Here is a 14,528-nt window from a genome sequence, read left to right as displayed (position 1 = left end):
TAATGATTCACCACCCAGCTTGATTGATGCCCTCATCACACAAGCCTAACTTGGCTCCACGACAGCGAACCCGTGGAGTGAGCATGACAACAACAATTTCCCCCGACTCGCGCTGGACGCGGCGGCGTGACGAGAAGCAGCGCCGGCTCGACAAGGTGCGCGGGCTGGCCGATGGCGTGGTGTTGCCCAGCGACAAAATCGTCGCCGCGCTCGAAGCGCTGATCCATCCCGGCGACCGTGTGGTGCTGGAGGGCAACAACCAGAAGCAGGCGGATTTCCTCTCGCGTTCACTGGCCAAGGCTGACCCGGGCAAGCTCCACGATCTGCACATGATCATGCCCAGCGTCGGCCGCTCCGAGCACCTTGATCTGTTCGAACGCGGCATCGCCCGCAAGCTCGATTTCTCCTTCGCCGGCACCCAGAGCCTGCGCATCAGCCAGTTGCTCGAAGATGGCTTGCTCGAAGTCGGCGCCATTCATACCTACATCGAACTCTACGCCCGCCTCGTCGTGGACCTGATCCCCAACGTTGTGCTCTCGGCCGGTTTCATGGCCGACCGCGCCGGCAATATCTACACCGGCCCGAGCACCGAAGACACTCCCGCACTGATCGAACCGGCGGCGTTCAGCGATGGCATCGTTATCGTTCAGGTCAACCAATTGGTCGATGACGTCAGCGAACTGCCCCGCGTGGACATTCCCGCTTCATGGGTCGATTTCGTCGTGGTCGCCGACAAGCCGTTCTACATCGAACCGCTGTTCACCCGCGACCCACGCCACATCAAGCCTGTGCACGTGTTGATGGCGATGATGGCGATTCGCGGCATCTACGAAAAACACAACGTGCAGTCGCTCAACCACGGCATTGGTTTCAACACTGCCGCCATCGAACTGATCCTGCCGACCTACGGCGAATCCCTTGGCCTGAAAGGCAAGATCTGCCGCAACTGGACGCTCAACCCGCACCCGACGCTGATCCCGGCGATTGAAAGCGGCTGGGTCGAGAGCGTGCATTGCTTCGGTACCGAACTGGGCATGGAAAACTACATCGCCGCTCGGCCGGATGTGTTCTTCACTGGCCGCGACGGCTCGCTGCGCTCCAACCGCATGGTCTGCCAACTCGCCGGGCAATACGCGGTGGACCTGTTCATCGGCGCGACGCTGCAAGTTGATGGCGACGGCCATTCCTCGACCGTCACCCGAGGCCGTCTGGCCGGTTTCGGTGGTGCGCCAAACATGGGTCACGATCCGCGCGGCCGGCGTCACGGCACCCCGGCGTGGCTGGACATGCGCCACGCCGATGGGCCGCAACCGATGCTCGAACGCGGCAAGAAACTCGTGGTGCAAATGGTCGAGACCTTCCAGGAGGGCGGCAAACCGACCTTCGTCGAAACCCTCGACGCGGTGGAGGTGGCGAAGAAAAGCGGCATGCCGCTGGCGCCGATCATGATCTACGGCGACGACGTTACCCACCTGCTCACCGAAGAAGGCATCGCCTACCTGTACAAGGCGCGCTCGCTGGAAGAGCGCCAGGCGATGATCGCCGCAGTCGCCGGGGTTACCGCCATCGGCCTGCGGCACAACCCGAAAGACACCGAACGCATGCGCCGCGAAGGCCTGATCGCCTTGCCCGAAGACCTCGGCATCCGCCGCACCGACGCCACGCGCGAATTGCTCGCGGCGAAAAGCGTCGCCGATCTGGTCGAGTGGTCCGGCGGCCTGTACAACCCGCCCGCCAAATTCAGGAGCTGGTAATGCACGCATTCAACCTGCAAGCGAAACCGCTGTCCCTGGCTGACCGCTTGGCCGATCTGGCAGTGGACGCGTTGATCGACGAAGCCGATCTGTCGCCGAAACCGGCGCTGGTCGACCGTCGTGGCAATGGCGCGCACACCGATCTGCACCTGGGCCTGATGCACGCGTCGGCGCTGGCATTGTGGCCGGCATTCAAGGAAATGGCCGAGGCCGCACTGGAGATCGGTGAAGTCGGTGTGCCGTTGCGCGAAGCGATCGGCCGCATCGGCCGCGAGGGCGAGCAAGCGATGCTCGTGACCACCAACGGCGTCAACACCCATCGCGGCGCGATCTGGGCGTTGGGACTGTTGGTGACAGCCGCCGCGCTGCAACCGAAATCCATCGCCCTGTGCGCAGCCCGCCTGGCACTGCTCGACGACCGCTACGCACCGACGCCGCTCAGCCATGGCGCACAGGTCGCCCAGCGTTACGGCGCACGTGGCGCTCGGGAAGAAGCGCAACTCGGCTTCCCGTCCGTGCTGCAACGCGGCTTGCCGCAACTGCACAAAAGTCGCGCCAACGGCCACGGCGAACAGAACGCCCGGCTCGATGCGTTGCTGGCGATCATGACCGAGCTGGCCGACACCTGCGTGCTTTACCGCGCCGGCGAGCCCGGTCTGCAGGCCATGCAGGCTGGCGCACAAGCGGTGCTCGATGCCGGTGGCAGCGCCAGCCTCAGCGGTCGTCGCCGCCTGCACGAACTGGATCAACAACTCATCGCATTGAATGCCTCGCCCGGTGGCGCCGCCGACCTGCTCGCCGCCACATTGCTGCTCGATCGTATCGAGCGCGACGGCATCTCTCAGGGAGCGTTTTGATGGAAAACCTATCGTTTGAATTCCCCGCCGGGCAGCCGCCACGCGGGCGTGCGCTGGTCGGTTGTGTCGGTTCGGGTGATCTGGAAGTGCTGATCGAACCGGGTCTGGCCGGCAAACTGACGATCAACGTGCAGACCTCGGTCAACGGCGCGCAGCAGCGCTGGCAGCACCTGTTCGCGCGGATGTTCGACGGCACCACGCCACCGGCGATGGCCATCGATATCCACGATTTCGGCGCGACGCCGGGGGTGGTGCGCTTGCGTCTGGAACAGGGTTTCGAGGAGATCGGCCATGACTGACAGCGCAGCGTTGCTCAACAAACACAGCTTCGTCGAACTTGGCGCACGGCAGCGGGCGAAAGCCTTGCTCGACGCCGGGACCTTCCGCGAACTGCTCGATCCGTTTCAACGGGTCATGTCGCCATGGCTTGAGCGCCAGGGCGTAGTGCCGCAAGCCGACGACGGCGTGATCATCGCCAAGGGCCGCCTCGACGGTTTGCCGGTGGTCATCGCGGCGATTGAAGGCGCGTTTCAGGGCGGCAGCCTCGGTGAAGTCGGCGGGGCGAAGATTGCCGGTGCGCTGGAACTGGCCGCCGAAGACAACCGCAACGGCATCCCCACCCGCGCCGTGTTGCTGCTGGAAACCGGTGGCGTGCGCTTGCAGGAAGCCAATCTCGGTCTGGCGGCGATTGCCGATATTCACGCGGCGATTGTCGATTTGCAGCAATACCAACCGGTGGTCGGCGTGGTCGCCGGCAGCGTCGGTTGCTTCGGCGGCATGTCGATCGCCGCTGCGCTGTGCAGTTATTTGCTGGTGACCCAGGAAGCACGTCTTGGTCTGAACGGCCCGCAGGTAATCGAGCAGGAAGCCGGGATTGAGGAATACGACTCCCGCGACCGGCCCTTCATCTGGAGCCTGACCGGCGGCGAACAGCGTTTCCACAGTGGTCTGGTGGATCGTTATGTCGCCGATGATGTAGCGCAGATTCGTCAGCAGGTTGGTGAATTGCTCCAGCAAGGCCTGCCGGCTCAGCCGCGCAGCCAAAGCGCCGAATGGTTCCTGCAGCGTCTGGGCAGTCTGAACAATGACCAGCAAATCGAACCCTCAGTGGTTCGCGGTCTGTATCAAGGAGAGCGCTCATGAGTGGCTATTCTCTGCGCGGTTTGCACTGGTTCAACGCCTTGAGTGCTGGCGCTAAAAGCGTCGAAGGCCTGCCGCCGTCGTTGAAAGTTGCTGACGGTGAACTGGGGCGATTCATTGCTGTGGTCGCCGACCCGGACAATCGTTTCCCTCGCGCCAGAAACGGCGAAGTCGGTCTGCTCGAAGGCTGGGGGCTGGCCAAGGCTGTGGATGACGCGATCAGTGCCGACCGCGACAGCGCCCAGAAGCGCCCGATCATCGCCATCGTCGATGTGCCGAGCCAGGCGTATGGCCGCCGCGAAGAAGCCCTCGGCATTCATCAGGCCCTGGCCGGCGCGGCGGACAGTTATGCCCGTGCGCGTCTGGCCGGGCATCCGGTGATTGCGCTGCTGGTGGGCAAGGCCATGTCGGGTGCATTTCTCGCCCACGGTTATCAGGCCAATCGCCTGATCGCGCTGCGCGATCCCGGCGTGATGGTACACGCAATGGGCAAAGCCTCGGCGGCGCGGGTCACCCTGCGCAGTGTCGAGGAGCTGGAGGCGCTGGCGTCGAGCGTGCCGCCGATGGCCTACGACATCGACAGCTACGCCAGCCTCGGCCTGCTCTGGGAAACCCTCTCGGTGCAGCAGATTGAGCAGCCGACACAGGAAGATCTGGCGCGGGTGAGCGAGTGCCTGAAGCAGGCGATCAACGATGTGAGCAGCACTGATTTGAAAGGGCGCCTTGGTGCGAGCAATCGTGCCGCCTCCAGCAAAGTACGCGAATTGCTGAGGGCGCAGTGGTGAACCTGCCCATGGCCCACGATCTGCTCTGGGGCATGACCCCAGCGCAGTTGCCGGCGTATGCGCCGGCGTGGGCGATCGCCGCGCTGGCGGCCGGGCAACCGGTGGTGGTGCGCCGGGCCTTGAGCGAGGAAGGTCTGGTCGCGGTCGGCGTTCGTGGTGTGTTGCGCGAGCAGCGGCTGGCGGCGTTTATGCCGCTCGATTCGATTGCTTGTCGGGTCAGTCCGGAGGCCCTCTGTCATGTTGAGTGTGAGCGAGATCTGCCGGTGATGCAGGGGCTCCAACAACTGCGGCCGATGCTCGATGACTGCGGTTGGGTCTGGGGTGTCAGCGGCAGTGTCGGGTTTGAATTGGCCAGTGGTTTTGCAGCGATGCACGCGGGCAGTGATCTCGATCTGATTCTGCGTGCGCCGCAGATGATCACGCGCAATCAGGCCTGCAAACTCGTGGAGCTTTTCGATCAGGCTGTGTGCCGGGTCGACATGCAATTGCAGACCCCATTCGGCGCTGTGGCCTTGCGGGAATGGGCCAGCGGTTCGGCCCGAGTGCTGCTGAAAAATGCGCATCAGGCTGCACTGGTGACGAATCCGTGGCACCCGCAGGAGCAGGCAGCGTGAGCAGCCTGTTGGTGTTTCCCGGCCAGGGCGCGCAGCAAGCGGGCATGCTCCAGCGTTTGCCAAGGGAAACGCTGGCCGAGGCCAGTGATGTACTCGGCGAGGATGTTTTGCAGCTTGATTCAGCCGAGGCATTGCGCACGACACGAGCGGTGCAGCTGTGCCTGCTGATCGCCGGTGTCGCTGCTTCGCGGCAGTTATTGCAGGATGAACTGAGCGCGGATTACGTCGCCGGCCTGTCCATCGGCGCATACCCGGCAGCAGTGGTGGCGGGAGCCTTGAGTTTCAGCGATGCGCTGCATCTGGTCAGCCTGCGCGGTGAGCTGATGCAGCAGGCTTATCCACAGGGCTACGGCATGACCGCGATCATCGGCTTGCAGTTGTCCACCGTCGAAACCCTGCTGGCGCAAGTGCACAGCGAAGATGCGCCGGTGTACCTGGCCAATATCAACGCGGATAACCAAGTGGTCATCGCCGGCAGCGACAAGGCCATGCACGCGGTGGCCGAACTGGCGCGCAGTCGCGGCGCCGGAGTGGCGAAGCGGCTGGCGGTGAGCGTGCCGTCGCATTGCCCATTGCTGGAAAAACCGGCGCAGGCGCTTGCCGAGGCCTTCGCCAAGGTTGAACTGAAGAACCCGAAAATCGCTTATCTGAGCGGCAGTCGCGCGCGGCCTGTGAGCAAAGTCGAAGCGCTGCGCGATGACCTCGCTTTCAACATGTGCCGCGTGGTGGATTGGCGCGGCACCGTGCAAAGCGCCTACGAGCGCGGCGTGCGTCTACAGATCGAACTGCCGCCCGGTGCGGTGCTGACCGGGCTGGCGCGCCGGGTGTTCGAGCAGGGCACCGTCACTGCCTTCGACAGTGCCCGCCTCGATACCCTGCAAGCGCTGTTGCGCGAGGAGGGTGGCCGCCAACTCTAAAACCGCCGCGACTCAAGCTTCGAACAACAAAAACAACATTCGACGATGCACTTTGAGGACTACAACAATGATTATTTACGGTGTGGCGTTTCTCGCCTTTTGCACGCTGGTCGGTATCTGGGTCGGTGAACTGCTCGGCAAGCTGATCGGCGTGCCGGCCAACGTCGGCGGTGTCGGCATTGCGATGCTGCTGTTGATCGGCCTGGGCAGCTATCTCTACAAGAGCGGCTGGCTCAAGGGCAAGACCGAGCAGGGCGTGGAGTTCTGGAGCGCGATCTACATTCCCATCGTGGTCGCCATGGCCGCGCAGCAGAATGTCTACGGTGCGCTGAAAGGCGGGCCGATGGCGATTCTTGCCGGCACCCTCGCCGTAGTGATCGCTTTTGCCTTGGTGCCGGTGCTGACACGCATGGGCAACAAGCAAGAGACACCGATCGCTCCTGCCAAGACTGCGGGGTAATCGCCATGTACGAATCGATGATGAAAGTGATCACCGGCTACGGTCTGATCAGCGGCTTTTTGATTGTCGGCCTGACCATGTGGGTGTCCTACTGGATGTCCAACACCTTCACCAAGGGCCGTCTGCACGGTTCGGCGATTGCGATTCTGCTCGGGCTGGTGCTGTCGTATATCGGCGGCGCACTCACCGGTGGGCAAAAAGGCGTGGTGGATATTCCCCTGCTGTCCGGCATCGGCCTGCTCGGCGGTGCGATGCTGCGGGATTTCGCGATTGTGGCGACGGCGTTTGGCGTGAGTGTCGATGAGCTCAAACGCGCCGGATTCGTCGGTGTGTTGGCGCTGTTTGTCGGCGTTGGCACCTCGTTCGTCGCCGGAGTCGGCGTGGCGATGGCGTTCGGCTACACCGATGCGGTGAGCCTGACCACCATTGGCGCCGGTGCCGTGACTTACATTGTCGGCCCGGTGACCGGCGCGGCGATTGGTGCCAGTTCCGAGGTGATGGCGCTGTCGATTGCGGCGGGGCTGATCAAGGCGATTCTGGTGATGGTGATGACACCGTTCGTGGCACCGATGATCGGCCTGAACAACCCGCGCAGCGCGGTGATTTTCGGTGGTTTGATGGGCACCTCCAGCGGCGTTGCCGGAGGCCTGGCGGCCACCGATCCGAAGCTGGTGCCATATGGTTGCCTGACGGCGGCGTTCTACACCGCGCTTGGGTGTCTGCTGGGGCCTTCGCTGTTGTTTCTGGCGATGCGCGGGTTGATGGGCTAGCTAGTCACCCCCAAAAGCCCCTCACCCTAGCCCTCTCCCGGAGGGAGAGGGGACTGACCGCGTTGGATGTTCGAGATACGCCGACCTGAGATATCGAGTCGAACTCAAGTTTTGAACATTCCCCGATCTGCTCCCTTCCCCCTCGCCCCCTTGGGGGAGAGGGCAGGGGTGAGGGGGTAGCTCTTGATTTTTGATCTTGATCTAAACCCCAGCCTGCCGATTGGCATACATCCGACACTCCGCCAGCAACGCCAGCAGATTCGGATCGCGCTCCTTGGCCTTGAGAAACACCACGCCAATGTGCTGCTGCAAGCGGTACTTCTCCTGCAACGGGATGAGCTTCACCCGGTTCTCGTACACCGCCGCAATCCGCCCCGGCAACAAGGCGTAGCCCACCCCTGAGCTGACCATGCTCAGCAAAGTGAAGATGTCATTGACCTGCATCGCCACCTTCGGCTCGAATCCCGCTTGCTTGAATACCCGCACACCGTCCTGATGCGTGGCGAAGCCCTGGGTCAGGGTGATGAAGGTTTCATCACGCACTTCCGCCAGATCGACTTCACTGCGCTGAGCGAATTTTGAATCCGCCGGGGTGGCGAGGAAGATGTCGTCGGAAAACAGCGCAATCTGTTCGCAGTCCGGATCGTTGATGCTGTCGTCCAGCGACACCAGAATCGCGTCGACTTCCATGTTTTTCAGCTTGTAGAGCAGGTCGATGTTCGAGCCGAGGATCAGGTCGATGTTGAGTTCGCTGCGGCGGATCTTCAGGCCCATGATCAGCTGCGGCACGGTCTTCACCGTCAGCGAATACAACGAGCCGAGCTTGAAACGCTCGGCGGAGAACCCGGCGGCTTCGCGGGTCAGGCGCACGCTGTCGACGACGTCGTTGATCAGCTTCTGCGCACGTTCTTCCAGCACATAGGCGCTTTCCAGTGGCGTCAGATTGCGCCCTTCGTGTTTGAACAGCGGGCAGCGCAGGGCGTTTTCCAAAGAGTGAATGGCGCGGTGCACGCTGACGTTGCTGGTCTGCAATTCGGCGGCGGCGCGGGCGAGGTTGCCGGTGCGCATGAAGGCGAGGAACACCTCGAGTTTTTTCAGGGTCAATTCTTCGTCGATCAGCATGGCGCGGACTCTTTTTGGTATCGGCCGATTGTGCCCAATTCCCGCGTGCCGCGCAGGCGAGGTTGAACAGAAACATTGCGCTTTTACGCTCAAGGCCCGAGCCTTGCGCGCTTGCGGTTGTGACTACGAGGTATGCGACACATGTATCACGGGGAAAAACTCAACGCCTGGACCCATCTGGTCGGAGCCATCGCCGCGTTTATCGGCGGCGTGTGGATGCTGGTGATTGCCAGCCTCGACGGCAGTCCATGGAAGATTGTCAGCGTGGCGATCTACGCCTTCACCTTGCTGGTGCTCTACAGCGCTTCGACCGTGTACCACAGCGTGCGCGGGCGCAAGAAAGCGATCATGAAGAAGGTCGATCACTTTTCGATCTACCTGCTGATCGCCGGCAGCTACACGCCGTTCTGCCTGGTGACGTTACGCGGGCCGTGGGGCTGGACGCTGTTCGGGATTGTCTGGGGGCTGGCGCTGATCGGCATCCTGCAAGAGATCAAACCGCGCTCCGAGGCACGGATTCTGTCGATCGTGATTTATGCGGTGATGGGCTGGATCGTGCTGGTCGCGGTCAAGCCGCTGATTGCCGCGCTGGGCACGGCGGGGTTTGCCTGGCTGGCGTCGGGCGGCGTGCTATATACGGTGGGGATTATCTTTTTCGCCCTCGATCACCGCCTGCGGCATGCCCATGGCATCTGGCATCTGTTCGTGATTGCCGGGAGTTTGCTGCATTTTGTCGCGATTCTGTTTTACGTCCTGTAAATGCAATCCCTGTGGGAGCGAGCCTGCTCGCGAAGGCGTCAGGTCAATCAACATTTCTGCTGAATGACACACCGCATTCGCGAGCAAGCTCGCTCCCACAATAAATCTTCAGTGAACTCTGGTGTTGTGAACACCCTAGATCCAATGTGGGAGCGAGCCTGCTCGCGAAGGGGCCTTAGAAGTCCCCCCACAGTTGCTGGGCCACCGCCAACGCCACCACCGGCGCGGTCTCGGTGCGCAGCACCCGTGGGCCGAGGCGGGCGGCGTGGAAGCCATTGCCTTTGGCCTGCTCGACTTCGCCGTCCGTCAGGCCACCTTCCGGCCCGATCAGGAACGCCAGCGTCTCCGGTTTGGCATGACTCACCAGCGGTTCTGCGACCGGGTGCAGCACCAGTTTCAATTCGGCTTCGGTCTGCTTGAGCCAGTCTGCCAGCAACACCGGCGGATGAATCACCGGCACCCGTGAACGCCCGCACTGTTCGCAGGCGCTGATCGCCACTTGGCGCCAATGTAGCAAGCGCTTGTCGGCGCGTTCATCCTTGAGGCGCACTTCGCAGCGTTCGCTGAAGATCGGCGTGATTTGCGTCACGCCCAGTTCAGTGGCTTTCTGAATCGCCCAGTCCATGCGCTCGCCTCGGGACAGGCCTTGGCCAAGGTGGATCCGCAGCGGCGATTCGACTTGCCCGGCGAATTGCTCGTCGAGCTGCACGACCACGCGTTTCTTGCCGACGTCCAGCAAGGACCCGCGAAATTCATGGCCGGAACCGTCGAACAACTGCACCGCATCGCCTTCGGCCATGCGCAGTACGCGGCTGATGTAATGCGCCTGGGCTTCTGGCAGTTCGTGTTCGCCAGTGCTCAGCGGGGCGTCGATAAAGAAGCGGGACAGTCTCATTTCGGGTCTCTGGAAAGATATGAATCAGTTGGATCGGTGTCGACTTCATTCGCGAGCAGGCTCGCTCCCACACTTGAAATGCATTCCCCTGTGGGAGCGAGCCTGCTCGCGAAAGCGGTAGTCCAGCCACCGCAAATCTCAAGCAAGGCGAATCAGCCCGGGTCGCGGAATCCCGGATGGAAGTCTTTCGGCACCGCCACGCTGACGCTGTCACGCGTAGCAATATCAATACCTTCACTGGCCACTTCGGCCAAGAAGTCGATCTGCTCCGGGGTGATTACATACGGCGGCAGGAAATACACCACGCTGCCCAGCGGCCGCAACAACGCACCACGTTCCAGCGCATGCTGGAACACCTTCAAGCCACGACGCTCCTGCCAAGGGTAGGCCTCTTTCGTGGCTTTATCCTTGACCATCTCGATGGCCAGGACCATGCCGGTCTGGCGCACTTCGGAGACGTTCGGGTGATCGACCAGATGCGCGGTCGCCGAGGCCATGCGCTGAGCCAGCGCCTGGTTGTTCTCGATGACGTTGTCCTGCTCGAAGATATCCAGGGTCGCCAGTGCCGCAGCGCAGGCCAGCGGGTTGCCGGTGTAGCTGTGCGAATGCAGGAAGGCGCGCAGGGTCGGGTAGTCGTCGTAGAAGGCGCTGTAGACCTCGTCGGTGGTCAGGCACGCGGCCAGCGGCAGGTAGCCGCCGGTCAGGGCTTTCGACAGGCAAAGGAAGTCCGGGCGGATGCCGGCCTGTTCGCAGGCGAACATCGTCCCGGTGCGGCCGAAGCCGACGGCAATTTCGTCGTGGATCAGGTGCACGCCGTAGCGGTCGCAGGCCTCGCGCAACAGCTTGAGGTACACCGGGTGATACATGCGCATACCGCCGGCGCCTTGAATCAGCGGCTCGACGATGACTGCCGCGACGCTGTCATGATTCTCTGCCAGGGTCTGTTCCATGGCGGCAAACATGTTGCGTGAATGTTCTTCCCAGCTCATGCCGTCGGGGCGCCCGTAGCAATCCGGGCTCGGCACCTTGATGGTGTCCATCAGCAGGGCTTTGTAGGTCTCGGTGAACAGCGGCACGTCGCCGACTGCCATCGCCGCCATGGTTTCGCCGTGGTAGCTGTTGGTCAGGGTGACGAAGCGCTTCTTGTTCGGTTGGCCGCGATTGAGCCAGTAGTGAAAGCTCATCTTCAGCGCGACTTCGATGCACGACGAACCGTTATCGGCGTAGAACACCCGATTCAGACCTTGCGGCGTCATCTTCACCAGACGCTCGGACAGCTCGATCACCGGCTGATGGCTGAAACCGGCAAGGATCACGTGCTCGAGTTGATCGACCTGATCCTTGATGCGCTGGTTGATGCGCGGGTTGGCGTGGCCGAACACGTTGACCCACCAGGAACTGACCGCGTCGAGGTAGCGCTTGCCTTCGAAGTCTTCGAGCCAGACGCCTTCGCCGCGCTTGATCGGGATCAGCGGCAGCTGTTCGTGGTCTTTCATCTGGGTGCAGGGATGCCACAACACCGCGAGATCGCGTTGCATCCACTGGTTATTCAGGCCCATTTACAGTCTCCTCGAGGCGGCTCGCGTCAGGCGCGGGCGAACAATCGCGCAAGCCTATGCAATGCATCGCGCGGGAACAACCCATTGTGTCGATTGAGCTACTTTGTCTGAGCCGATAGACGTCGCTGGCGGCGTTTTGATGGCTAACGTATTCTTCGCGGTTCTTTGAGTCATCTGACTCGCAAAACTGCTTTTTCCCACATGTTATTCCGGAGTTCGCTGAATGTCTGTCGGTTGGCTGCGCGCCTGTGCGCTGGTGATGTTGGGGCTGTTCAGCGTTACGGCGCTGGCCAAGGATAAAACCGCAATCGTGATTGGCGGTGGCCTGTCGGGTCTGACCGCCGCTTACGAACTGCAGAACAAAGGCTGGCAGGTCACCCTGCTGGAAGCCAAACCGAGTCTGGGCGGCCGCTCGGGCATGGCCACCAGCGAGTGGATCGGCAACGACAAGACCCAGCCGGTACTGAACAAGTACGTGTCGACGTTCAAGCTCGGTACCACGCCGGCGCCGGAATTCGTGCGTACGCCAGGTTATCTGATCGACGGTGATTATTTCTCCGCCGCTGATCTGGCCACCAAGCAGCCAGCCACCGCCGATGCGCTCAAGCGCTACCAGAAAACCCTCGACGATCTGGCGCGCTCGATCGACGACCCGCAGAACCCGGCGGCGACCGCCACCCTGCATGCACTGGACCAGATCACCGTATCGAGCTGGCTCGACAAGCAGAACCTGCCGGCCACTGCACGTCAGCTGATCAACCAGGACATCCGCACCCACTACGACGAACCTTCGCGTCTGTCGCTGCTGTATTTCGCTCAGCAGAACCGCGTCTATCGCGGCGTCTCCGACCGCGACCTGCGCGCCTCGCGTCTGGTCGGTGGCAGCCAGGTGCTGGCCCAGGCCTTCGTCAAACAGATCAAGACCATCAAGACCAGCTCGCCGGTCTCGGCCATCATCCAGGACAAGGACGGCGTGACCGTCAAAGTCGGCAGCGTCGGCTATCAGGCTGACTATGTGGTGCTGGCGGTGCCTTTGCGCGCGCTGAACAAGATCTCGCTGACCCCGGCGCTGGATGCTCAGCATCTGGCAGCGATCAAAGGCACCAACTACGGCTGGCGCGACCAGATCATGCTGAAGTTCAAGACGCCAGTGTGGGAAAGCAAATCGCGCATGTCCGGCGAGATCTACAGCAATACCGGTCTGGGCATGCTCTGGATCGAACCGGCGCTGAAGGGTGGCGCCAACGTGGTGATCAACTTGTCCGGCGACAACGCTCGGGTGATGCAGGCGTTCGGCGACAAGCAGATGGTCGATCAGGTGCTGATCCGTCTGCACGCGTTTTATCCACAGGCCCGTGGCTCGTTCACCGGTTATGAGATCCGCCGATACAGCACTGACCCGTCGATGGGCGGCGCCTACCTGGCTTACGGCCCGGGGCAGATCAGCAAGTTCTGGCGCCTGTGGGAACGTCCGCTGCAACGCGTAGCGTTCGCCGGCGAACACACCGACACCTTGTACCCGGGCACCCTGGAAGGCGCACTGCGCACCGGCCAGCGCGCGGCCAGCCAGGTTGAAGATCTGGCGGCAGGCAAGTCCTTTGAACCGGCCAAAGTGGTTCCGGCTGCAGCAGCGGCAGGCGCGGCGGGCGCCTTGGCGGCGAAGAAGGGCAACTTCTTCACTAACCTGTTCGGCGGCTCGGATGACGAGAAGAAGCCTGAGCCTGTGAAGGCACCCGAGCCTGCGCCAGCACCTGTTGCTCCAGCGCCTGCACCGACCCCGACACCTGTGCCAGCGCCGGTGGAAGCACCGAAACCAGCGGCCCCGGTGAAAGCCGAGCCGGCGAAGAAAGCAGCGGCCAAGCCTGCGGCGAAGAAGCCCGCGGCCAAAACCGAAACCAAAAAGCCTGCGGCCAAACCGGCAGCGAAGAAGGCTGAGCCGGCGAAGAAGCCAGCGGCCAAGCCTGCTGCAACTACCGAGACCAAGGCGCAGTAAACCTTGGTTCATGTGAAAAACGCGGCCCTCGGGTCGCGTTTTTTTTGCCCTGCGTTTGTGTCCTTCGCGGACCGGTTCCATGGCTGACCTGCGTACCGGAGGCTTCCCACAAGACGCTCGGAATCAGGTGATAGCGGCTGCCCGTCGACCAATTTTATGCTGGGAAAAATTGGAGCTCTCTGATGAAAACACTCACGCTGATACTGTTGCTGATTGCACTTCCCGGTTGTAGCAACGGGCAATTCTTTCCCGGCGGTTATGGTTCGGAACTAGCGCATAAATGCCAGATAGATCCTTACAATGCCGAGTGCCTGCAACCGCCCGCAGTACTTCACAACTAGCCAGTCACACCGTCTGAATCGGTCAGAACTCCCACTTGAAGAACTCTGTCCCGTTCGGCAGTTTCCTCAGCCACTTTTGCTTGGGTTTGCGCAGGCGCCCGGGAATGAAACCGAAACGCGCCCAGCGCAGATTGCCCGTGCGCTGGTCGTAAATCACCAGGTTTCCATCGTCCTGCACAGTCATGTATGTGTTGTACCAAAGCGCCTTGTCGGCGCTGTGCGTGCTTTCCGCGATCCATAACCGTCGCCTGGAAGGGTCATACAGAAAGCCGCTGTTGCTGATCACGAACTGCAGCGGCTCGCGCATCTTCTTCGGGTGCAAAGTTGCGCTGTAAGGTTGATTGGCGTCGGCGATCCAGATGATCGCCTCACCGTCCTTGAGCACGAGGTTTCCGTCGCTTTGCAGCATCAGACGAAATCGACCGTTCTCGGATTGCAGGAATTGGCCGGGAGACATCGTTTGATTGGGCGGCAGTACAGAAGAACCGCTTGCTTGAAAGGGCGTATATCGCAGAGCCATGTTTTTGCACCTGTCTGTAATGAGAATGGAGACATCATTCGA

15 protein-coding genes and 1 pseudogene are annotated in these 14,528 nt (G+C 61.9%); 12 read left to right on the top strand and 4 right to left on the bottom strand.

What is annotated here, in order from left to right; translation table 11 throughout:
- Positions 1–83: 83 nt before the first annotated feature.
- The 9 genes from mdcA (at position 84) to madM (ending at position 7,297) form a co-directional block, all read left to right on the top strand.
- Entirely contained in the window at positions 84–1,754 is a 1,671-nt protein-coding gene (mdcA, locus tag PS14A_RS23645; RefSeq protein WP_212617347.1) for a malonate decarboxylase subunit alpha, read from the top strand.
- Positions 1,754–2,611, top strand: coding sequence for a triphosphoribosyl-dephospho-CoA synthase (locus PS14A_RS23640; RefSeq protein ID WP_133335920.1), 858 nt, complete (start codon positions 1,754–1,756; stop codon positions 2,609–2,611). The genes mdcA and PS14A_RS23640 overlap by 1 nt, the downstream gene beginning before the upstream one ends.
- The gene (locus PS14A_RS23635; RefSeq protein WP_039757560.1) at positions 2,611–2,910 is read left to right on the top strand and encodes a malonate decarboxylase subunit delta; all 300 of its coding nucleotides are present in this window, start codon (positions 2,611–2,613) and stop codon (positions 2,908–2,910) included. The genes PS14A_RS23640 and PS14A_RS23635 overlap by 1 nt, the downstream gene beginning before the upstream one ends.
- Entirely contained in the window at positions 2,903–3,754 is an 852-nt protein-coding gene (locus PS14A_RS23630; RefSeq protein WP_212617346.1) for a biotin-independent malonate decarboxylase subunit beta, read from the top strand. The genes PS14A_RS23635 and PS14A_RS23630 overlap by 8 nt, the downstream gene beginning before the upstream one ends.
- Positions 3,751–4,536 carry a biotin-independent malonate decarboxylase subunit gamma gene (gene mdcE, locus PS14A_RS23625; RefSeq protein ID WP_212617345.1) on the top strand — a complete coding sequence of 262 codons (786 nt, stop codon included), beginning with the start codon at positions 3,751–3,753 and terminating at the stop codon, positions 4,534–4,536. Before PS14A_RS23630 ends, mdcE begins: the two co-directional genes overlap by 4 nt.
- Positions 4,530–5,150 (top strand): malonate decarboxylase holo-ACP synthase, encoded by a 621-nt coding sequence (locus PS14A_RS23620; protein ID WP_212617344.1) that lies wholly within the window; start codon positions 4,530–4,532, stop codon positions 5,148–5,150. The genes mdcE and PS14A_RS23620 overlap by 7 nt, the downstream gene beginning before the upstream one ends.
- Positions 5,147–6,067: a malonate decarboxylase subunit epsilon gene (mdcH, locus tag PS14A_RS23615; protein ID WP_130910573.1), complete on the top strand. Its 921-nt coding sequence runs from the start codon at positions 5,147–5,149 to the stop codon at positions 6,065–6,067. The genes PS14A_RS23620 and mdcH overlap by 4 nt, the downstream gene beginning before the upstream one ends.
- Positions 6,068–6,134: 67 nt before the next feature.
- Positions 6,135–6,527, top strand: coding sequence for a malonate transporter subunit MadL (gene madL, locus PS14A_RS23610; RefSeq protein ID WP_016772756.1), 393 nt, complete (start codon positions 6,135–6,137; stop codon positions 6,525–6,527).
- Positions 6,528–6,532: 5 nt separating this feature from the next.
- Positions 6,533–7,297 carry a malonate transporter subunit MadM gene (madM, locus tag PS14A_RS23605; protein WP_041476796.1) on the top strand — a complete coding sequence of 255 codons (765 nt, stop codon included), beginning with the start codon at positions 6,533–6,535 and terminating at the stop codon, positions 7,295–7,297.
- A gap of 201 nt (positions 7,298–7,498) precedes the next feature.
- Here the strand turns inward: madM and PS14A_RS23600 are convergent, their stop codons facing one another.
- On the bottom strand, positions 7,499–8,419 hold the full coding sequence (locus PS14A_RS23600; protein ID WP_056786436.1) for a LysR substrate-binding domain-containing protein: 921 nt from the start codon (positions 8,417–8,419) through the stop codon (positions 7,499–7,501).
- Positions 8,420–8,560: 141 nt separating this feature from the next.
- On the opposite strand from PS14A_RS23600, the gene PS14A_RS23595 reads away from it, so the two are divergent.
- Entirely contained in the window at positions 8,561–9,178 is a 618-nt protein-coding gene (locus PS14A_RS23595) for a hemolysin III family protein (RefSeq protein WP_039757573.1), read from the top strand.
- 5 nt (positions 9,179–9,183) lie between these two features.
- A pseudogene (locus tag PS14A_RS26860) lies at positions 9,184–9,279 on the top strand (metal ABC transporter ATP-binding protein); the annotation flags it as partial.
- A gap of 74 nt (positions 9,280–9,353) precedes the next feature.
- Here PS14A_RS26860 and PS14A_RS23590 read toward each other — a convergent pair.
- Both PS14A_RS23590 and PS14A_RS23585 read right to left on the bottom strand, forming a co-directional pair.
- Entirely contained in the window at positions 9,354–10,073 is a 720-nt protein-coding gene (locus PS14A_RS23590; RefSeq protein ID WP_212617343.1) for a 16S rRNA (uracil(1498)-N(3))-methyltransferase, read from the bottom strand.
- Between the two features lie 152 nt (positions 10,074–10,225).
- Positions 10,226–11,632 (bottom strand): adenosylmethionine--8-amino-7-oxononanoate transaminase, encoded by a 1,407-nt coding sequence (locus PS14A_RS23585; protein ID WP_056786442.1) that lies wholly within the window; start codon positions 11,630–11,632, stop codon positions 10,226–10,228.
- Between the two features lie 223 nt (positions 11,633–11,855).
- Between PS14A_RS23585 and PS14A_RS23580 the strand changes: the two genes are divergently transcribed.
- Positions 11,856–13,625, top strand: a complete 1,770-nt coding sequence (locus tag PS14A_RS23580) for a flavin monoamine oxidase family protein (protein ID WP_212617342.1) — start codon at positions 11,856–11,858, stop codon at positions 13,623–13,625.
- 363 nt (positions 13,626–13,988) lie between these two features.
- On the opposite strand, the gene PS14A_RS23575 is transcribed toward PS14A_RS23580, so the two are convergent.
- Positions 13,989–14,486 (bottom strand): hypothetical protein, encoded by a 498-nt coding sequence (locus PS14A_RS23575; protein ID WP_212617341.1) that lies wholly within the window; start codon positions 14,484–14,486, stop codon positions 13,989–13,991.
- Positions 14,487–14,528 lie beyond the last annotated feature (42 nt).

Source organism: Pseudomonas sp. 14A (assembly GCF_018132745.1).
GTDB lineage: Bacteria > Pseudomonadota > Gammaproteobacteria > Pseudomonadales > Pseudomonadaceae > Aquipseudomonas > Aquipseudomonas mercuritolerans.
The sequence above is the reverse complement of the archived record's forward strand: the minus strand, read 5'-3'. Positions and strand labels throughout refer to the sequence as shown.